This window comes from Bradyrhizobium sp. AZCC 1578 (assembly GCF_036924675.1).
Taxonomy (GTDB): Bacteria; Pseudomonadota; Alphaproteobacteria; order Rhizobiales; family Xanthobacteraceae; genus Bradyrhizobium.
The window spans coordinates 3,883,664-3,903,232 of sequence record NZ_JAZHRZ010000001.1; the positions used below are offsets into that span (position 1 = coordinate 3,883,664).

Below are 19,569 nucleotides of genomic sequence, written 5' to 3' on the forward strand. Positions count from 1 at the left end.
GGGCGGATTAGGTGCCAAAGCAGTAAGATGTTTTAGGGTTCAAGCATTTGGGAAATAAAACCTATATGCCGATTTAGCCGTCACGCTTCCGGGCTATCAATCGGGGCCGCCGATACCATGTGACGACGTGCGAGCGCTGGCGCGTGGCAGGGCGATGGCCGGACCGTGGGAGGGGGCGTCCCCATCCATGTGCATCTGCTCCAGTTGTTTTAAGAAATATCCGGGGTTTGCTCCGCTCCGCTCCAGTCAGTCCCTATAGGGACAGACTGACTGGAGCAACGCGATTCTGCTCCAGTGCTCTAGTCCCTGCTCCAGTGGAGCAAGCCAACTGGAGCAAAACCCCTGCTCAGCCGAAATCTATCATGGGACGCAGGCATTTCTTCGGGCGTCGCGCGTCATCCGTGCCCGTGTACTCTTCTAGCGTGCCGTCTTTGATCCACTCTTCTATTAGGGCCGCAATCTGGGCTTTCACGGCGTCGTCGGTCGGGTCTACCCCGGCGGCCTTCGCAACAGCCAACCCCGCCCATTTGTCGGCCCGCTTGTCAGCGCGCCACGGCCCGCCCTCTTCGAGCGCCGTTACCGCCTCGCGCGCGTCATCGGCGGACAGTTCAAGCGCCAGCTTTTTGTATTCCCATGCGACGACGACGCCGACGCTATCGCCGGGCAGAGGCGCGCCCGTGATTTCGTCCGGCCCGCCGTTCATCAGGTTGACCGACTCGAATCGATACCAATCATTCGCGGCGGTCGGCTTCGTCATCGACGAATTCGCCGTGTCGGCCTTGAAGTAGGACAGCCGCGCCCGGTCGTCCGTTATTCCGGCCCCCTTGGCTTCGGCTGCGGTCATCGTGTTGATGGCCCTACGGGTCCGCGCTGCGTAGTTCAACGACGATGCGCCGCGCGAGTCCTCAATCGACGCCGGGCCGCCGCCTGTCTTGCGCGTATGGTGCGACAGTTGAACGGCGCAGTTGGTCTTGTCGGCGATGGCGGCCCATTTCTTCGCAACGACTTCAATGGCCCCGTTGTCGTTCTCGGGGACTCCATGGGATGACACGAACGGGTCGATGATGACCACGTCCAGTTTGTGCTTCCGAATAGCCCGCACCATGGCGCGCGTCATCGGCTTCGCTATCTTTACCTTCCCATTGTCCAGTTCGGCGATTCGAATCTCCATATCGCGACCTGACATAATGAAGAGTCGGTCGCCTAGGTCGCGCTTCGTCAGCTTGTAATACTTCAGGATGGCTTCCACGCGGCGTTCTAGCTCTTCAAGCGGGTCTTCGCCGTTCCAGTAGAACACACGCAGCGGCGCAACAGGCTTGATGCCTAGCAGGTCTATGCCACACGCCATCGCTACTGCTTCGACCAAGATCAACGACGACTTGCCCGCGCCGCCGGTCGCGGCCGTGAGTCCCATGAACTTGCGAATATAGGTCGGGGCATAGAGCCATTCGCGCTTCGGAATCTTCGTCGGGTCTTTCGGCACATAGGCCGCAAGCTCGAAGGCCAATTCCGGCGGCGTGTCGAAGTCCATGTCTTCGGCTTCATCTTCGTCGGGAATGTCTGGTGCGTCGTCGAAGTCGTCGGCGGCCCCGGTCGCGGCGGACGGGATCAACGAGGAGTCGCCGTGATCGCGCAGCGCCTTGTTTAGAGTCTTGAAGGTCACGCCGTCGTTTTTGTTCGGGTCCAGCGTGTCCCATCGCCGGGCGATCATGTGCCCATCGTTCGCGAAGTTGGAGTCCGACGTTGACCACGCCACGAACGCGTCGCGGCCGTCGCCGCCGGTCGCATGGTGACAGCTTTGCATTAGCGGGAACCAAGTGTCATGCGAGTCGAAGTCGGCTGGGTCGATTGACGCCAGCGCGCGCTCTAGCTGTTCAACGCTGTAGGTGCCGCCGCCGACGCCTTCGCCGCTGCCTTCCGGTCGGCGCGCGAGCGCTAGAAGTTTCTTTGGCGCTTTGACCGGCGCGGCTTCACGTTCGACTTCGTATAAATTGCCGCTTGGGTGCAGCGAGCCCGGCGCGACAATCATCTGCCCTTGACCGTTGCGGAATTCGAGCCCCGCGTTCTCTTCGCCGTCTAGTGACTTGCGGAATTTGCCGACCTGATCTTCAGCGACGACATACGGCTTGTGATATCCACCGCCGCCGGTCTTCCACTTCGGCCCGGCGTCAACGTCGATTCCAAGGTTGGACGCAATGACTAAGAACGGGTCAAGGCCCTTCGACTCCCAATTGCGCCGGTCATTGTCCACGACGAGCACGCGCGGCGATAGGCGGAAACCGACGTTGCGGCCTTCCGCAATGCATCGGTCGATGACCTTCGCCGAATTATAAGCTTTCTTCTGCCATCCGAAGTCAGCGGGGTTCTTCGCACGCTTCGTGCCAGCCTTGCCAAGCGGAATCGCGACGCAGCCGGGCAGGCTCTCCAGGGCCTTCAGCAACCATGCCTTGTCCAGCTTGGGATTCGTTCCTTTGGTGCGCGGGGGTTTAACGGGTATATTCACGGTTTGACTCCATCGTTGCCTTGGCCCCGACACGACTCGCCATCGTGCGGGGCCGCTCTTTTTGGCGACGGGGATTCGCCGTTGAAAATTCTTATCCGAACATCGCGAACAGTTCTTCGCGTTTGCTGCGTTGATGGACCGGACGAACCGGACGGCGTTTCGGCTCAATATACGCGAGCGCCTTTCGATTCAGTTCGACTCGCTTGTCGTGTTGCCTGCCGCTCAATCGGCGCTTGCGGCTTGTATCGCGCAGAAAGTCGTATTCCCATTTCGTAAAAACTCGTTTCTTGAACAGGAAGTTCACCGTTGCGGCGTTCAACGCCCGGCTTATGTCGCCACGGACGCGCTTCACACAGCCGAAAATCAAATCGGAACGAAGCCCAAGGAATCGCTTCACGCAGCAATTGCCAACCCACGCCTCATTACCGTTGTGCCGATTCTTCAGCACGCAGATTTCGATGATAGGTTCATGCGTGCAGAGGCAAGCGTCTGGCCGGTCGGAGTGAAAGACGTGAATCAAGCGCCATTCTGTTTTGGCGATAGGCCAAATCTTCGCATCACTGAGTTCGATAATGCGGCTGGACAGATACCAGAAATTAGAGCCTGATTCCCTCACGACCGGGCCTCCTGTTACGTCGTTTTGCGCCGGTCCGTGCGGTTCGTGAAGTATCGCGCGACCTGACGCATGTCATAGATTTTGTTTTTGCCGACCGTGTACAACGGCGCGGGGAAGCCTGCTTCCGTGGTGTACTGGTAGACGCGATTCTTGCTCCGGCCCTCGCCGAATTGTTCGGTAATGTCGGCAACGGTGCCTTCGTGCTTTTGCATCGTCTAACTCCTAGCTGATATCCAAAACATGTTTTCCGGGAATCTCCAAAGGAACGATTCCGCACTAGCGCGTGTCGCGCAGTCGTGAGTCCAAGTAACGTTGGTAACGCTTCGACGGCGGTCGCCAATGCTTCGCCAACCACTGCTTCGCCGCTGCCAGCGCCTGTTCAACCGGCATTAGTGCGTCGATGCAGTACCCCATAGCGTTGCTAATCAAGCACGTCACTTTGACGTCGCCCTCATAGTAGGGGAATGCGTCTTCGACGAATTTGGTCCGGTTGCAATATCGCCAAACAAGCTTCTGCGTGTCCGTCGCGGTCAACAGCGCTTCGTTGTAAAGGCGCATCGACTCGCGAAGGTAGGCGAGCAAAAATTCGTCGCTCGGAAGTTCGGGGCGGCGGGTCATGATACGGCCTCACCCGAAGTCCATCGCCGCGTCTTCGGCCTTCTCTTGAAGGTCGATTTTCAGTAAGTCCAGTTCGAACTGACAACGATTGTCGTGCTTTGCAATTTTCCGGCCAAAGTATCGGAGCGCGTCGGACCGGTTCTCTTCCGGCACCGTCGCCCATGTGCCGTCAGATGCGCCGAAGTATCTGCAAGACTCCTCGAACCATCGCGCGGCGAATTCACGGTTGTACTGGACCTGCTCGCGGAAGTCGTCGCGTCGATCCTCGGGGACAGAGGCATCCGACGTTTCCGTACCACCAAAATTGAGGCGCAGGAAACGCATACGAAAATCGCTGACCGCAATGGCCTTCTCTGTCGGGTCAATCATTTTTTAGCCTCCGGGAACGGCTCTAGAAACTTGTATGCGGTCCCGCGCAGAAGTGCGGGCCGCTTCATCGCTTCGCGGTGGTACGCTTCCAGTTCGGCAAGCGCGTGATGATCTTCGAGCAAAGCGGCGTCGCGGTTTTCAGGCGACACGTTTGCCCATGATCCATCTGGACTGCCACGATAGAAACAGAGTTCACGGGTCCACTGCGCAGCCCACCGCTTTTCAAAGCGAATTCGCGCACGGAGTCGCGCACGGTCAAACTTGTTGGCGACTCCCTTCACGGTGCCGTCCTTCGAGCCAAAGCTAGTCGCGAGATATTTCAGACGCCAACCGCCGATTAGCGGCGCAGTTTTTCCAGATGATTCGTCCATGGTCATTCTCCGATGGGAAGGGTTGGGGAGCCCCGCCCCAACTCCGTGTTAGTCCCGCTCCACCGGCGGGGGATTATTCCAGCGATCATAGATCGCCACCGGGTCCAGCTTCGTCGCGGCCTTCGGCCGCTCGCGCGTGCCGTAGGCGCGCTCGCGAATGGCTGCGAAGCTGTCGCCGCCGTGGTCGACTCGCTTCGCGTCGGTGCCAGCGCTCGCGCCGTCGATAAGCTTCTGAAGGTCGCGTTGGCATTTCGCGCGATTCGCGGGCGGCACGTCGGGCAGATGGCCTGTCGTTGCGCCGTTCGCCACAAGCACCATCTGCGTTGCGTGTTTCCCTGCGACGCGTCGTGCTTCGCGATAGGTTTTCTGAAGCGGCGTTGATTCGAATTCAGTCATGTTCGTATTCCCTCTAGGTTGGTGAATCTCAAAACGTTCCGGCCCGTGTGCCTCGATGCTTTCACACCTCGCCGAGTGGGGAGTCCTCGACCTTTCCATCGTCACACACGGGCCTTCACGTCCCCGCGCCGTGCCTGTGGAAAGGCTAACCACGCACGGCGAAGCTTGTTGGTTACGCGGGCAGCAAATCGAGGATAGCTAAAACGTTTGCACTGACGCGCGGACCGGGATTTGCGCCCTGACTGCGCGCGACGCGATGAAAATACTCGGCTTTGTATTCAATCTCGCGAAGTTCGGCGTCTACTTGTGCGAGTCGCCGCGCACGTTCGACAGCGTCCAGCGCCTTCGACTCGTCGTGATTTTCCAGCATCAGCGCGGTTAAACGTTCGATCATTTCCGGCGCGAACAGCGCGGCCATGACGCCGAGCGCATCGGGAACGTAGGTTATGTTTCCCAGGCCATCGGGGACAGCAAGGCGCGGCAGATTGAGTCCGCGCGACCTGATTCTGTTTTTGTCGTCCACTTCGACAAATCGAACGCCCTTTAGCAGCGTGGCTGCATACTTCGTGACGCCGCTGGCGATATCGGATCGAATCTCTTCGGCGGTTTGCGGTGCTTTGATAATCGCTTTGCGCTCATTGAGTTTCGGCAAATACTGCGCGCGATAGTGTGCAGCCATTTCCGGGGCCGTCTTACCCGGCAACAATTCGTCCATGGTGTTCGCGGGCTTGTATCGCCGATGCACAGCGGGCGACGACATAAACTCCCGGATGTACTGCATCATTCCGCCGGGCTTGTTGCGCCTGTCCTCTTCGCGGCGGCGATGGTGTTCGGCCTTGTCCGCCTTCAGCTTCTCGATCTGCTGCAACAGACGCTCTTCGCGCTTGTTCGAACGCTGCGGGCTATCCTGTTCGACCATGAGCATATGGCCTAGCTCAGCTTCTCTAACGCGGAAGCCATTGCGCGTCCGTTGGTCGGCTTCGTATTCGGACTGGTCTTCCGCTTCCAACCGCTCTTCGTCGCGGATGATCGGGACCACATGTGGATACTTGGCCTCGAATTGCTCGCGGGCCGTGAGCGGCTGGACGCCTTCGCTGGTGGGGATTTCGTCGATGTTAGACATGTTCGATCCTCGTTGGGTTTGAATTCTGATTTCGATCTAGCCGTCGTCTTCGCCGTCGTCTTCACCCAAAGAATTGGCACCCATTTTTGTGGGTGTAGTTGCTACAGCCGCGAATTGTGCCTGGACGTCGCGAAGCCGTTGCATGTGGGGCGGCGATTCACGAAGCCAGTTCGCGAGTTCTCTTGCTTCATCCCCTAGGGCGGCGTTCTTCAGCGACGCCCCAACAATTTTGGTGATAACCGACCCAGCGTGTTCGGGGTTTCCATAGTGAAGCGCGCCGACACATGGGATCAAAACGGCCGGGCGCTTCTCTTTGATTTCCTGTCGTAACAGGATCACAGACGCGTAAGCCTGCACCATCGTTTGATCGCGGTAAGGTTCGCCGATTCGCTTGCCGCGAAGCCGTTCGGCAATTTCGGGATTGGTGACAAGATCGGCGAGCGCGTGCAGTGAATTCGTCGCCAGCGCTTCGATCACGGCGGCGTCAATCGCTTCGCGTAGCGCTTTCAGTTCGGCGACCGCGTCAGCCAATTGGTCTTTTAATGATGGGGAGCGAGCCATGGCGTCACCGCCTGCGCCGAGTCTTCTTCGGTGGCGCTTGGTCGCGCACTTCGAGCATTGCACGCTTGCACTGTTCTAGTTCGTCTTCGACCCATCGCACGGCATGCGGACCAATGCGGACAGGCTTGGGGAAGCGACCTTCGGCAATGCCTTCGTAAAATGTCGAGCGGCTAATGGGGCTATTTTCGCCGCCTAGAATGGCGCGAGATTTGACTTGGTCACAAAGTTTTATTGGCGCGGACATAGGAACGACTCCCGGCGCGTCGCGACACTGGCGACGGCGTCAAGGTCCGGCTTCCCGCTCTGCCGGTTAGGTCGTTCCTACGGGAACAGTTCAAAGCGCAATGGTTCGTCGCGGGCTATTGGTTATGAATTGCGCGCCGTCCGAATTTGTCCGGCGGCGCATGCGTAGCACGGCCGCCGGGGTTTTTGTCAGGTAACGAATCAAAAAACTTTTTTAGTCCGCTGCGGCCGTCGCCAATACGCAGGCGGTCCACTCGTTGAAGGCTTGCCTCTTCAACTCCATCAATGCCGCCGCCCTGCGTTCCGCCGTGGATTGCTTGGCTTTGATATAGCGTCGCGTGACGGTCGCGCCCGCGTCCGGTCGCTTTTCGCGTTTCGGCGAGTGGTTAAGGCAAAGGCTGATGGTGGACTCGGGGAATCCCATTTCATCAAGGTACGTCGCGCACGTCCTGCGCAGCCCGTGGATTGTGTAGCCCTTCACGCTGCCAAGGCGCTTGCTGATATCGCGGCCGGAAAACAGCACCGTAAGGCGGGGGCCGGTCACGGGCGTGTCGGCGACCAATCCCCATGGGTTGTCTAGGTCGTTGCCCAACAATTCGAGCATGGCGGCGTTAAGCGGGATGGCGTGCGGCTTGGCGTTCTTCGTCCGCTCGCCGGGGATGGTCAGGACGCCGTCGCGAATCTCGCCCGGCTGGATTTCGGCAATCTCGCTGATGCGACAGCCGGTCAATAGCGTCAGCTTCAGGATTCGGGCGTACACGTCCCGGCCCAACGTCGGTAGGGCGTCGCGGATGCCGTTCCAGAAGGCGGCTAGTTCATCGTCGTCCATTGCGCGGACCTTGTCGCCTGTCACTTCGGGTTCGACGGGCTTGGCAAGGGACTCCATCGGATTCGATTCCAATATCGCGACGACCTTCACGGCCCAATCGAAGCACAAGCGCAAATGCGTATGACAACGCGCCGCATAGGTCGCCGCGCCACGCTGGCGGACTCGGTCCAGACATTCGGCAAGGTCGCGCCGGGTCACGTCGGCCGCGATCTTGTCGCCGATAAACTTCCCGAACTCATTGCGCAGAATCCGGGCGGTTTGATCCACGGTCCGAAGCTTCGCAATGTCAGGGTCGGCTAGATATTTTTCGATGACCTGCGTGACGGTTTCTCGGTTGTCTGCGGCGGCCTTGGCGGCGGCCTGTTCGTCGTCACGGACTTTGCGGGGATCACGCGGCGGGACGGCTTCGAGCGCGGCGCGGGCGGACTTGGCGGCGTTCCGGGCGTCGGCCAGCGTGAAGGCCGGGAACTGCCCTAGGTCCATCCGGGCGCGCTTGCCGTTGAACGTGTAATGGAAGGTGAACGTCCGGCGGCCGGTCGGCGCGACTCGGATGGCAAGGCCGGGGGCCGTCTCGCCGGTCCCGTCCGCGAAATACTCGCGGTAGCGCTTGGCGTCGATGTCGTCGGGTTTGGCCTCTAGGGCGAGCAACTTTTGATAGGTGAACTGCATGGGGAACGCTCCGGGGTACGCTATGGCCCGGTTCTAAGCCCGTACAAATCGCCCCGTCAATTTGTACGGGAACGCCGGAACTGGTCGGACATGCCTGGATCAAGGCGGACGAAGATGGACAAATAAGCGAACGCCTACAATGGGTTATGCCTTGCAAGTCGCTGAAGTCAAAGCGCTTTTAAAAACCGGGAAGATGATGAACCGTCAGCATGGCGTCCCCCTGGAGTTGGCGTGGCGTTGGTGCCAGCCGGGGGATGGAAAGTCGAGACGACCTTGAGTCAGGTCATATTTTACCCGGGGAATATTGACATCCAAAATTTATCCGGGTAAATATAGCACACCGAAAATCCAGAGTATCTCCAATGGCTGACGCGTCTCGCCCCCTGTTCACAGCCTTCATCGGCCCGCAACGCCTGGCGGCCGGCCCCCTCGCCGAGGTCGCACTGGCGGTCATGCAGGCTTCCCGCAGGCCTGCCGTGCTGCCGATCATCATATTCAACGACGCGACCGGCCAGCCGATCGATCTCGACCTTCGCGGGGCCGAGGGCGACGTTATTGCCCGCCTGCCGCAACCGGCCTCGCCTCCGGAAGTCGAAGCCGATGAGGCTGCGGCGGCGATTGAGCCGCGCGGACGGGGGCGGCCCAGGCTCGGCGTGGTAGCGCGCGAGGTGACGCTGTTGCCGCGCCATTGGGAATGGCTCGGGGCGCAGCCCGGCGGAGCGTCGGTGGCGTTGCGCAAGCTCGTCGACGAGGCGCGCCGCGCCAATGGCGATGCGGATCGCGCCCGCGCGGCAAGGGACGCCGCCTATCGCTTCATGTCGGTGATGGCCGGCAATCTCGCCGGCTTCGAGGAAGCCTCGCGGGCGTTGTTCGCCGATGACCGGCGGCGCTTCGTCGCTCTCGTCGCCGGCTGGCCCGACGATATCCGCGACCACGTCGTCAAGCTCGCCTTCAGCGATCGCACCGAGCCATAGGCGCGATCGCCCTTCAGCCGAATTTCCAAAGTCGCTCGCCCGCCACGCCTTCCAGAATATTACGATCGTCATAGTGCTGTGGACGCGCCGGCTGCCTTGCGTCACAATGCGCCAAAACGTCCAAGGAGACTGCCGTGAGTTCAAATCCGCAATTCCTGTTCGATTTCGGCAGCCCCAACGCCTTCCTCAGCCATGAAGCGATTCCGGCGATCGAAAAGCGTACCGGCGTCAAGTTCGAATATGTGCCGATCCTGCTCGGCGGCATCTTCAAGGCCACCAACAACAAGTCGCCCGCCGAAACGCTCGCTGGCATCAAGAACAAGCGCGAATTCCTCGCGCTGGAAACCGAACGCTTCGTGAAGCGCTTTGGGGTCAAGCCCTACGTCTGGAACCCGTTCTTCCCGGTCAACACGCTGAACCTGATGCGCACGGCGGTGGCAGCCCAGTTCGAGGGCGTGTTCGAGAAGTATGTCGATGCTGCCTTCCACCACATGTGGGTCGAGCCAAAGAAGATGGATGATCCCGAAGTCGCAGCCAAGGCGCTGACCTCGTCCGGCCTGGATGCTGCCAAGCTGCTGGCGCGATCGCAAGATGCGGATGTAAAGGCCAGGCTGATCGAGAATACGCAAAACGCGGTCGACCGTGGCGCGTTCGGCTCGCCGACGTTCTTCGTGGGCAAGGAAATGTTCTTCGGCAAGGAACAACTTCGCGAAGTCGAGGAAATGATTTCGGGGAAGTAGCTGCCCAGACCAGACCACATGGTAGGCAAGCGAATGGTGAGTAGCGAATAGCGAATAGTTGGGAGTAGATTGCAGCCAGCATCTTCCTACTCGCCATTCGCTACTCGCTATTCGCCCGTTCCAAAATCAACAATAAGGAAAGTTGATCCATGCGTATTCTCGTGGTCGGGGCCGGCGCCATCGGCGGCTATTTCGGCGGCAGGCTGCTTCAGGCAGGAAACGACGTGACGTTCCTGGTCCGGCCGAAGCGCGCATCCGAACTCGCAAGCGCCGGTCTCGTCATCAAGAGCCCCGCCGGCGACGTGACGCTCGAGAACCCGCCGACCGTGCAGGCCGACAAACTCACCGAGACATTCGACGTCGTGCTATTGAGCTGCAAGGCGTTTGACCTGGAGGATGCGATCAAATCTTTTGCTCCTGCAGTCGGGCCGCAAACCGCAATCATCCCGCTGCTCAACGGCATGCTGCACCTCAGCGTGCTGGACAAGAAATTCGGGGCCGACCGCGTGCTCGGCGGCCTCTGCGCGATCGCGGTGACGCTCAACGAGGCCCGCGAGGTAGTTCAGCTCGCGCCGATGCAATCGCTAAATATTGGCGAGCGCGACGGCTCGATGTCGGAGCGGGTGCGTGCGATTGCAAAAGTGTTCGACAGCGGCAAGTTCGGCGCCGCGGCCAGCGAACACATCATGCAGGACATGTGGGAGAAGTGGGTTTTCCTTGCTTCGCTCGCAGCCTCCACCTGCCTGATGCGCACCTCAGTCGGCAACATCCTGGCAGTGGCTGGCGGCAAGGATTTTCTGCTCGGCATGCTCGATGAATGCAGCGCGATCGCAAAGGCGTCGGGCTACGAGCCGACGGGACCGTTCTTCCAGCGTACCAGCGGCTTGTTGACCACCGAGGGCTCGCCGATGACCGCCTCGATGTTCCGCGATATCAAGGCGGGACTGCCGGTGGAAGCCGATCATGTGATCGGCGATCTCGTCGCACGCGCCGACGCGGCGAAGATTCCGGTGCCGAAGCTGCGCATCGCCTATACGCATCTGAAAGCGTATGAGAAGCAGCGGGCGTGAGGTTCACATCCGGTGTCGTCCCTGCGAACGCAGGGACCCATAACCACCAACGCAGATTGTTAGCGCAAACCAGACCTACATCACCCAAACGGAGAAGCCGCGGCGTATGGGTCCCTGCGTTCGCAGGGACGACGTCAGAGATGCGCGAGATAATGCGCGAGCGCCTCGATCTCTTCCTCGCTGAGGGAATAGGCGATGTCCGTCATCGCAGCCATCGCGCCGCCGGATCGCACTCCCGATTTGTACTCGCGCAGCGCCTTGACCAGGTATTCTTCGCGTTGGCCGGCGACGCGGGCGACCCCCTTGGTGCCGGCGTAGCTATCGGTGTGGCATGACGCGCAGCGCCGGCCTACGGCCGCCTGCTCGCCCTTCTTCGACAAATCAGGATTGTCGTCAGGCTTGGGCGCTTTCGGCGGTTCGAGCGAAGCGTAGTAGGCACCGAGGTTGCGAATATCCTCATTATTGAGCTGTTCGACGATCGGCTGCATTTGTTCGTTCTTGCGGGTGCCGGCACGAAAGAACACGAGCTGCCACTGGATGAATTGATCAGGCTGCGCCGCCAGCGAGGGAGTGTTCTCGATCTGCGAAATGCCACCCTCGCCATGACAATCGACGCACAGCTCGGCTTTCGCCTTGCCGGCCGCGATATCGGCGGCGCGGGCGAGCGGCACGCAAATCACGAGCGCCAGCAGCGACCCCATCAATGCACTTCGCATTTCAACTACTCTCCGACCTGTGCATCAAACAGCAAAGGCTGCGGCCACCCGTTCCCCAGGCAAACCGCAGCCTCTGCCAGCTCAAATCCTACTTCTTGGTGTAGCTGATGCGGTAGATCGCACCGGCCCAGTCGTCGGCCACGAGGACCGAACCGTCCTTGTCCAGCAAGATATCGTTCGGCCGGCCGAGGTAGCCCTGGTCGCCTTCGAGCCAGCCAGAGGCAAAGATCTCCGATTTGGCGTTCTTGCCGTCGGCATCGACGATGACCCGCTTGATCCGGGCGCCCTGGTACTTATGCCTGTTCCAGGAGCCGTGTTCGGCGATCAGGATGTTGTTCTTGTACTCGGCCGGGAATTGATCGCCGGTATAGAACTTCATGCCGAGCGGCGCGACGTGCGCGCCCAGATTGACGACGGGCGGCGTGAATTCCGAACACTTGTGGCCCATCGCGAATTTCGGGTCCGGCATATCGCCCTGGTGGCAATAGGGATAGCCGAAATGCTCGCCGATCCTGGAGATCATGTTCAGCTTGTCGCTCGGCATGTCGTCACTGACCCAGTCGCGGGCGTTCTCGGTAAACCAGTATCGCCCGCTGCGTGGATCGATGTCGCCGCCGACGCTGTTGCGGACGCCGAGCGCCCAGATTTCGGCGTTGCCGGTCTTGGGATCAACGCGGCGTATTTGCGAAACGCTGGTCGGCGGAATGCCGATGTTGAAGGGAGGACCGAACGGCAGGTAGAACCAGCCATCCTTGTCGACGGTGATGTATTTCCAACCATGAGCGATGTAGGACGGCATGTCGTCATACATCACCTTGCCGGCGCCGAGGTTGTCGAGATTGGCCTCGGCATTTTCGTATTTGATCAGCTTGTCGACCGCGACGACGTAAAGCGCGCCATCGAGAAAGGCGAGGCCGGTCGGCATCTTGAGGCCCTTGAGAATGGTCTTGACCTCCTTCTTGCCGCCATTGTCCTTGATCGCATAGACATTGCCGAGGTCGAACGAGCCGACGAACAGCGTGCCCTTGTCGCCCCACGCCATCTGCCGCGCGGACAATACGTTAGACGCGTAGACTTCGATCTTGAAGCCGTCGGGCAGCTTGATCTTCTTCATCAGCGCCGCCAGTTCTGCGTCCGAGGCGCCGGTCGGCGGCCCTGACGGCGGAGCGAGGCCCTTTTGTTGTTCGGTCTCATCGCCGAGGAACCAGTCCGGCGGCGGATTATTCCAGAAGTCCTTGGTGCCGGACTCGTATTTCTTCAGGGCCTTCTGCTGCGCGCTGGCCTGGCTGACCCCCGCGACAACGAGAATGGCTGCGAGTGCAAGAATAGATCGATTGAAAGCCGATTTCATCGCGTCACTCCCCTAGTGCAGCCTGGCGGCTGCGCCTGTTATTATTTTGAACGTTCGAGAGGCGAATTTGGTCTGGTGAAGTAGGACAGACCAAAAAATGGTAGCACATCCGCTGCCGGAGAGAAGCGCGCACCGCGCGGCTCAGTACGACCAAGACAAATTGTGAGACGGATTGCCAAACCGCACGTTCAATACGCTCTTGCAATCCGCTTTTGCGCCGCTGCATCGCAATATCCGCGTCGAGCTAACGTGCGCAAACGGACGAGTGGGCGGCGTTCCACATCAAGTGTTCGCTTGTGCTGTCACCCAATTGATCAACGCACAACGCAATTGTGGTCCATTTCATACAGGAGTGGATCAAACCCTGAGAAAACCATTCGGTATATCCTTCAATGTCAGCCTCCCTCGCCCGGGCTGAGCGAGCGTCCGTATGGCCAACAAGCGGATCATTCTGCTCTCGGACGGCACCGGCAATTCCGCCGGCAAGGTCTGGCGGACGAACGTCTGGCGTGTGTTTGAATCGCTGGATCTGACGAGTTCGCAACAGATTGCGTTCTACGACGACGGGGTCGGCACCTCGTCCTTCAAGCCGTTCGCGATCCTGGGCGGCGCCTTCGGCTTCGGCCTGAAGCGGAACGTGCTCGATATCTACAAGTTTGCCTGCCGCAACTATCGCTCGCATCTGGACTATCTGGCGCTCGAGGCGGCCGCTGCGAAGGCCGAGGGTCGCGAGGAGAGATACGGTCCATGGCAGAGCGACGACATCTTTGCATTCGGGTTCAGCCGGGGGGCCTTCACCATCCGCGTGGTAAATGGGCTGATCTGCGAACAGGGCCTGGTGAAATACCAGACCGAAGAGGAGCTCGATCGAAAGGTCGCGACGGCCTACCGGGCGCACCGGGCAGAGACGTTCAAGTCGCAGTTTCAGGTCGAATGGGCATTTCGAAAGCTGCGCAACCTGTTCGTATCGGCCAAGCACGACAAGAACGAGCGCCCGATCGATCACATCGCCTTCCTCGGCCTTTGGGATACCGTCGCCGCCTACGGCCTGCCCATCGACGAAATGACTCGCGGCGTTAGCCGCTATCTCTGGCCGCTCGAACTGCCGGACCGACAGCTTCATCCACTGGTGCGCAAGGCCTGTCACGCGCTCTCGCTCGACGATGAGCGCACCACGTTTCATCCGCTGCTGTGGGACGAGAGTCCGGAGACCGTTGTCACCGGTACCCGGAAGACCAGTTCGGAACGGATCACCCAGGTCTGGTTCGCCGGCGTGCATTCCAATGTCGGCGGCGGATATCCGGACGACTCGCTCGCCCATGTGTCGCTGACCTGGATGTTGTCAGAGGCGCGCAGCCACGGCCTTACCTTGAAGGCGGCGCCGGGAGCCGATCCCGACGCATTCACGCGGGTGCGGTCGACCCAGGACAAGGACGGCCGCATCTACGATTCCCGCAACGGGCTCGGCGGCTACTACCGCTATGGGCCACGGAGCGTGGCCGCGCTGTCGGATACGAAATTTTCCGACGACAAGCGCGATTGCGTGAAGATCGCAGTGCCGAAGATCCACGAAAGCGTATTCGACCGGATCTCCGTCGATGCGCATCTCTATGCGCCGGTCGCACTGCCACCGGTCTACGAAGTATTGACCTACGACGAGAGGATCGTCACCCCGGACAAGCTGACCGTCCCGCCGGGCAGACCGAAATATGAGAGCCTGGCCTCCGCCCGTCGGCGCGAGCTCACCCAAGAGCACGTCGTCGGAAGTTCGATCTGGCGGCGACGCATCATCTATTTCCTGACCGTCATCGCGTCGCTCTATTTGCTGACCTATCCGCTTACAGCCACCGCGCCGGCGGCCGCCGAATTCACCACGCCCCTGCGGCCGCTTTCCGACCTCATTCGGATGGTCGGGCTCGCGTTGCCGGGCGCGGCCTCGCGCTGGATCAACGCCTATGCGAGGGAGCCGCTCTGGTTTGTGCTTTGCGCCGGTCTTGTCGCGCTGCTGCTATGGTTGAGCGCCAGCCTTAAGAACCGGATCACCGATCAGATGCGCCGCGCGTGGCGCGTGAGCCTTGCAAAGGTCGACCTGCACCGGAGCGAATCCAAACCAAGGCTCGGCCTGAGCACATCGCAAATGGTGGTGCTGGCTGGCCTGCTCTTTATCGCGCTCTATCCGCTACCGGGCTGGACCGGCTACAGCCTGCCAAAGCTGTCTGCCTCGCCGCAGACCTTCATCGACCGGATAACCCACCCCTATTTCCAGTTCTTCGCCTTTGCTGTCCTGGTCACCATGTTGCTCCCCGACAGGACGATCGCGCGCTTCAGACTGAAGGACGCCTACCGGCGATTGCTCACCACCATCAAACTCAAGGTCGCGCCTGCATTCTTTGCGGTTTTCTTCCTGGTCGGCGGCATCGCTTTCGCCAGCCACTATCTTTTCAACATTCGCGACAGCCTTGGCCACTTCTGCCAGCCAGCGGAAAAGCCAATCGCGCTGGAGGTGTGCGACCCCGATGATATGAAGCTGTGCAAGCGCGCGCCCGACGGCGGCCTCCCTGGCACCTGCACGTCGGCGGCGTGCCGAGGGGTCGACTTGGCCGCATTCAACACCGCCGACCTTTGCACACCCGTGGGCGTCATGCTCGAGAGGCGCGGACATTATCAGTTCATCCTGGAGAAGGATGGCGACTGGTCGTTTCTCGGCGCGCCATCGGAGCCGGGTGGAATGCCGCTCCGTGCGTTCCTGCCCAACTGGAAGAAGAACGGTGTAACAACCGATCCAACCGTTCCACTGGGCCGATTCGCTTTGCTGGCGGCAGCTTACCCGCTCAAGCGAACGCTCGACCGGCCCTTTGGCCACGTTATCCTTCGCTACGGCGAGACCGGCAATGAAGAGAACTTCATTGATGGCGAGCCAGCGAACGGCCGCCTTGACGAGAAATTCAGAGCGACCCGCGACGGGCAGTTGTTCGTCTATCTGAACCAGCCGGTCAGCGGCGTCTTTCCGGGTCTGTTTCGCAACGTGAATTCGGGAAAGGCCCGGATCTGGGTCTATCGCATCCCGAGATGAGCGACCCGTGAGAAGATGCCGCCGCCGGAGGCGCACCCGTAGCCGGCGGTAAACGAAAGGCCGCCAAATGGCGGCCTGTCGTTGGATCCAGTGATTGCGGCGGCGTCTTCGACCACTTCACGCCACCGCGATGGATAAACCCGGCCGACAGGCACGCAAGTCGTTAATCCTTCGCACGCTCACTAATGAGTGCGCTTGAGCACGTGGATCGTAGGCTCTTTTGAGTCCGTTCCTTCAAAGACACTGATCTCATTGCCGTCTTCACTCAGGAGCATAAACATTTTTTGCTCTCCCGGGGAACCGAGCAGCGAAGCCCCTTCTCGCTCGCGCTTCACTTCGCCTATAACCGAAAGTCCTCTAATCCGACCCGAGTAACTAACCGAGTATTTGTTTTTTGGGACGGGCAGTGCTGGCACTCCAGCTACAGGGACAGACAAAGAAGACAGCAAACCAAGGCCAGCTTCGCGCACGTATGTGCCTTTTACGGTGATTCTATCCCCTTGCGTATGAGCTTGAGCGCGCAATCCGGCCCCTCCCAATCTTCTGCGATTTCATCTGGTGTGTCGAGAGTTGCAGCTCTGCCTAATCGCTGAAGGTACAAGACCTGACTTTCGACGCCATCGAGAAGGTCCTTTTGATGGGATTGCTCATTGTCCTCCACCGACGCAAGCGAAGTGACCAGATGCCCTACATTTGGATGCGGCTTAGGATTCTTTAGCGCGTCGTTGCACTGCTCCCGAGCCAACTCCAGGAAGCCAATATTCATTAGCTTGACTCCCAAGTTGCTCATGGCAAGGGTTTCGCCCATCTTGGCTGCACGTTTGTACGCTGCGACAGCTTTTGTCGGCAGGCCGAGTTGGTCTGCAGTTGCGCCTATATTGTTCCAAGCCATCCCATGCCGCTCGCCGGATGGAATCTTATAATAGTGGTGAAGTGAAATCGCCTCGTTGCCCGCTTCGCTTTGTTTGTAGGCGAGCCGGAAGCGTGCATCGTGGTCATCAGGATTTAGTTCCATGTGGCGCTCCAAAAGCGCAATGGTGAAAGGTTCATCCTTATCGGCCTCCACGATACCCTGCACGGCCTCCGTCAAAATCGCCTCAAGCGAGGGCGCGCTAACGACCAGCTTCCGCAGTTCAGCCAATGTCTCATCGACTTTCTTTTTATTCTTAGCCTTATGGAATTGGCTGATAGCGTCAGAGGCGCGCTTAGCTTTTGTCTCCAGTGACTTTGTAGCCCGCATGGCGGACAAAAACGTGTCTCCGGCAAGTTGGTACTGATCGAATTGCACATAGGCGCGCGCCAAGTAGAATAGCGTTTGATCGCTCTCAGGATTGCTATCAGCGAGTTTCTGTAGGCGCTTCAATTGGCCGCCCTTACCAAATATTATGCGCGCCCATTCGATGGATGCTTGCCACGTTGAGGCGTTATCTCCCTCAGAAAAGTGATCTAACCTTCGATATGCCTCATCGAGGAGCTTAACTTGCGCGTCATCCTTCTGGTGAATTGCGACGAAGATAGCGGAGTCAAATCTGTCGCGATGCCAGCTTTCATCGGGAGTTGATAGAGATTGATCTTCGACAGCGATAAGTTCCTTGGGCGAAGCTGCATCCGCGGCAACCGACGCGGAGGTCAATGCGCCCCTCGCGCTCTTATTCAGCGCCCGAACTTCTGAAAGAAGATTGCGCGAAATAGTTTCTCGAAGCACATCGAGTGAGTTGAAAGAGCCAACCAACCGCGTTCTTGTAGATCGACTCCTTGAAGGCTATCAGGCGGCTATGTTGCTCCGGGTCTATCGTGGTCGGGTCAACCAGCCGGTTGGAAAAATACAGCAGAGCGGGCTTACTGGCGGAAACGAATCTCTCGATCTCTTCAACCGTGCCAGACTCTGCTACTCCAGTTGCTGTTCCGAGCTTTGTCCAAAACATGCCGATTAGTATGTCGGATTGGTCTACAAGTTCCTGATTGATCGCCTCTTGAGGTCGAATGCCCGAACGGGGCGTCGCATGTGTTTCCCACGTGACGGGCAGCAGCACTACCGTCTCAGCCTCAGCGTGTTGAGCATTCCACTGATAGACTGCTTCAATAGCAATCTTGCGTTCTTCAGTGAGATCGGATGGTGATGCGATTAAGACGCGTATCACGTTCGCAGTGAAGGACATATGTAGCTCACAATGGTTTCACTAACTGGATCGTTCGAAGCGTTTCATAATATTGCTACTCATTGCCCGATCTCTAGTTGATCCGAACTATCGATCTCACGAAGCAATTCACCGATACGTTTATGCAATGCATCAAAATAGTCCGACATGTATTGCACCGATCTACTTGCCGTGTCCCGGTCCGCAGCAAAAACGGCGGCCGTCGAAGCGGTCTTCATTTGTCCAACCAAGTCTCGAACCGTCTTATCTTGGACTCGCTCTGAAAGCATCGAATTCCGGGCTTGGGCGACGCGATACCCTTCGTCTAAATCGTCGGGCAGCAACGATTTACGCCAAGCGCGGCTTTCTCGAAATGCCATTTCATCCAAATAATGCGCCTTGCCAGTAGCTCGTGCCAATTGGAGTGACGCTTCCTGTAACTCTAACAGTGTCTCTCGTTGAAATGTGATGCGACGAATAAACCGTTGATCCCGTCTCGCCTCGTCTCTTGCTTCGCGCTCGCGCGCCATGGTTCGCTTGTTCTGAATCCAATCTTCAACCGTCTTTGCGCCGTAGCCTAGGGCAAGGGTAACGAATGGAAGCCAACCTGAAGCATCCGCCATCACGTCAATCCCTCGTTGCGTCGTTGCGAATTCGGGTAAGGTCGCCCGCCGTCGTGGAAACCTTGACGCTTTGTTTCACGTAGGAAGGCCGTCGGGTATTTCGCCACGCGCATCGAATCGTGAAGGGCGTCTCTGGCGGCAATTCATCGAAGCCGGTCAGTTTGACGAGACGACAATAGCGTTCGGAAAGCGGGCCGATGATAAGGGAATTCCGTTCGGGGCTGCTGTCGTGTGCTGCGCCGACAACGGCTTCGATGGTTGAATGAATGTCGTCGCCAAATGCAAAGCTTAATTTGCGAGGTGACACGTCGATTGCGTCGATGAACAGCGTTTCCGTCATGGTGTTCTTGATGACAAGGCACGCCGTCGCGTCGTGAGGCTGAAAGAAAATCGTCGGCTGAGATTTATAAAGCCGGTCATAGATCAGGAATCCCGTTGACAGTATGCCGCCTATTCCGCCGATGAATTTGATTGCTTCTATTGGGTCGAAAATCATTCCCGCGAATCCCCCCGTTTAACGGGACTATACAGCAAAAAGCCCGGCGTGGTTGCCGGGCTTCGTGGTCGATGGCACAAGGTGAAGTCC

Annotated in this window: 21 protein-coding genes; 4 read left to right on the forward strand and 17 right to left on the reverse strand. The window is 59.0% G+C overall.

What is annotated here, in order from left to right; genetic code table 11:
- Nucleotides 1-346 precede the first annotated feature (346 nt).
- From V1290_RS18470 to V1290_RS18520, 11 genes are all read right to left on the reverse strand, one after another.
- Entirely contained in the window at nucleotides 347-2,503 is a 2,157-nt protein-coding gene (locus tag V1290_RS18470) for an AAA family ATPase (RefSeq protein ID WP_334365728.1), read from the reverse strand.
- A gap of 91 nt (nucleotides 2,504-2,594) precedes the next feature.
- Entirely contained in the window at nucleotides 2,595-3,119 is a 525-nt protein-coding gene (locus V1290_RS18475; protein WP_334365729.1) for a hypothetical protein, read from the reverse strand.
- A 14-nt stretch (nucleotides 3,120-3,133) separates the two neighbouring features.
- Entirely contained in the window at nucleotides 3,134-3,331 is a 198-nt protein-coding gene (locus tag V1290_RS18480; protein WP_334365730.1) for a hypothetical protein, read from the reverse strand.
- 64 nt (nucleotides 3,332-3,395) lie between these two features.
- Entirely contained in the window at nucleotides 3,396-3,737 is a 342-nt protein-coding gene (locus V1290_RS18485) for a hypothetical protein (protein WP_334365731.1), read from the reverse strand.
- Nucleotides 3,738-3,746: 9 nt separating this feature from the next.
- Nucleotides 3,747-4,106, reverse strand: a complete 360-nt coding sequence (locus V1290_RS18490) for a hypothetical protein (protein WP_334365732.1) — start codon at nucleotides 4,104-4,106, stop codon at nucleotides 3,747-3,749.
- Nucleotides 4,103-4,477 (reverse strand): hypothetical protein, encoded by a 375-nt coding sequence (locus V1290_RS18495; RefSeq protein WP_334365733.1) that lies wholly within the window; start codon nucleotides 4,475-4,477, stop codon nucleotides 4,103-4,105. Before V1290_RS18495 ends, V1290_RS18490 begins: the two co-directional genes overlap by 4 nt.
- A 48-nt stretch (nucleotides 4,478-4,525) precedes the next feature.
- Nucleotides 4,526-4,873 (reverse strand): hypothetical protein, encoded by a 348-nt coding sequence (locus tag V1290_RS18500; protein WP_334365734.1) that lies wholly within the window; start codon nucleotides 4,871-4,873, stop codon nucleotides 4,526-4,528.
- A 172-nt stretch (nucleotides 4,874-5,045) separates the two neighbouring features.
- Nucleotides 5,046-5,996, reverse strand: a complete 951-nt coding sequence (locus V1290_RS18505) for a hypothetical protein (RefSeq protein WP_334365735.1) — start codon at nucleotides 5,994-5,996, stop codon at nucleotides 5,046-5,048.
- A gap of 36 nt (nucleotides 5,997-6,032) precedes the next feature.
- On the reverse strand, nucleotides 6,033-6,557 hold the full coding sequence (locus tag V1290_RS18510; RefSeq protein ID WP_334365736.1) for a hypothetical protein: 525 nt from the start codon (nucleotides 6,555-6,557) through the stop codon (nucleotides 6,033-6,035).
- Nucleotides 6,558-6,561: 4 nt separating this feature from the next.
- Entirely contained in the window at nucleotides 6,562-6,801 is a 240-nt protein-coding gene (locus tag V1290_RS18515; RefSeq protein WP_334365737.1) for a helix-turn-helix transcriptional regulator, read from the reverse strand.
- A 213-nt stretch (nucleotides 6,802-7,014) separates the two neighbouring features.
- The gene (locus V1290_RS18520) at nucleotides 7,015-8,298 is read right to left on the reverse strand and encodes a tyrosine-type recombinase/integrase (protein WP_334365738.1); all 1,284 of its coding nucleotides are present in this window, start codon (nucleotides 8,296-8,298) and stop codon (nucleotides 7,015-7,017) included.
- 362 nt (nucleotides 8,299-8,660) lie between these two features.
- Between V1290_RS18520 and V1290_RS18525 the strand changes: the two genes are divergently transcribed.
- The 3 genes from V1290_RS18525 to panE all read left to right on the forward strand — a co-directional run bounded on the left by V1290_RS18525 (nucleotide 8,661) and on the right by panE (nucleotide 11,082).
- Nucleotides 8,661-9,272, forward strand: a complete 612-nt coding sequence (locus V1290_RS18525) for a DUF2239 family protein (RefSeq protein WP_334365739.1) — start codon at nucleotides 8,661-8,663, stop codon at nucleotides 9,270-9,272.
- A gap of 134 nt (nucleotides 9,273-9,406) precedes the next feature.
- Nucleotides 9,407-10,012, forward strand: a complete 606-nt coding sequence (locus V1290_RS18530) for a 2-hydroxychromene-2-carboxylate isomerase (protein WP_334365740.1) — start codon at nucleotides 9,407-9,409, stop codon at nucleotides 10,010-10,012.
- A gap of 149 nt (nucleotides 10,013-10,161) precedes the next feature.
- Nucleotides 10,162-11,082, forward strand: a complete 921-nt coding sequence (gene panE, locus V1290_RS18535) for a 2-dehydropantoate 2-reductase (protein WP_334365741.1) — start codon at nucleotides 10,162-10,164, stop codon at nucleotides 11,080-11,082.
- Nucleotides 11,083-11,216: 134 nt separating this feature from the next.
- Here the strand turns inward: panE and V1290_RS18540 are convergent, their stop codons facing one another.
- Nucleotides 11,217-11,798 (reverse strand): c-type cytochrome, encoded by a 582-nt coding sequence (locus V1290_RS18540; RefSeq protein ID WP_334365742.1) that lies wholly within the window; start codon nucleotides 11,796-11,798, stop codon nucleotides 11,217-11,219.
- A gap of 88 nt (nucleotides 11,799-11,886) precedes the next feature.
- Nucleotides 11,887-13,149, reverse strand: coding sequence for a PQQ-dependent sugar dehydrogenase (locus V1290_RS18545; RefSeq protein ID WP_334365743.1), 1,263 nt, complete (start codon nucleotides 13,147-13,149; stop codon nucleotides 11,887-11,889).
- A 430-nt stretch (nucleotides 13,150-13,579) separates the two neighbouring features.
- Here V1290_RS18545 and V1290_RS18550 point away from each other — a divergent pair, with 430 nt between their 5' ends.
- Nucleotides 13,580-16,222 carry a DUF2235 domain-containing protein gene (locus V1290_RS18550; RefSeq protein WP_334365744.1) on the forward strand — a complete coding sequence of 881 codons (2,643 nt, stop codon included), beginning with the start codon at nucleotides 13,580-13,582 and terminating at the stop codon, nucleotides 16,220-16,222.
- A gap of 481 nt (nucleotides 16,223-16,703) precedes the next feature.
- Here V1290_RS18550 and V1290_RS18555 read toward each other — a convergent pair whose 3' ends face one another.
- From V1290_RS18555 to V1290_RS18570, 4 genes are read right to left on the reverse strand one after another with little or no spacing between them, the layout of a single operon-like run.
- Complete coding sequence (locus tag V1290_RS18555; RefSeq protein WP_334365745.1) at nucleotides 16,704-17,855, reverse strand: tetratricopeptide repeat protein; 1,152 nt, start codon at nucleotides 17,853-17,855, stop codon at nucleotides 16,704-16,706.
- A gap of 16 nt (nucleotides 17,856-17,871) precedes the next feature.
- Complete coding sequence (locus V1290_RS18560) at nucleotides 17,872-18,381, reverse strand: DUF4062 domain-containing protein (RefSeq protein ID WP_334365746.1); 510 nt, start codon at nucleotides 18,379-18,381, stop codon at nucleotides 17,872-17,874.
- A gap of 59 nt (nucleotides 18,382-18,440) precedes the next feature.
- The gene (locus V1290_RS18565; protein ID WP_334365747.1) at nucleotides 18,441-18,983 is read right to left on the reverse strand and encodes a hypothetical protein; all 543 of its coding nucleotides are present in this window, start codon (nucleotides 18,981-18,983) and stop codon (nucleotides 18,441-18,443) included.
- Between the two features lie 4 nt (nucleotides 18,984-18,987).
- A complete protein-coding gene (locus tag V1290_RS18570) occupies nucleotides 18,988-19,479 on the reverse strand; it encodes a hypothetical protein (protein WP_334365748.1) in 492 nt (163 codons plus the stop codon).
- Nucleotides 19,480-19,569: the final 90 nt, after the last annotated feature.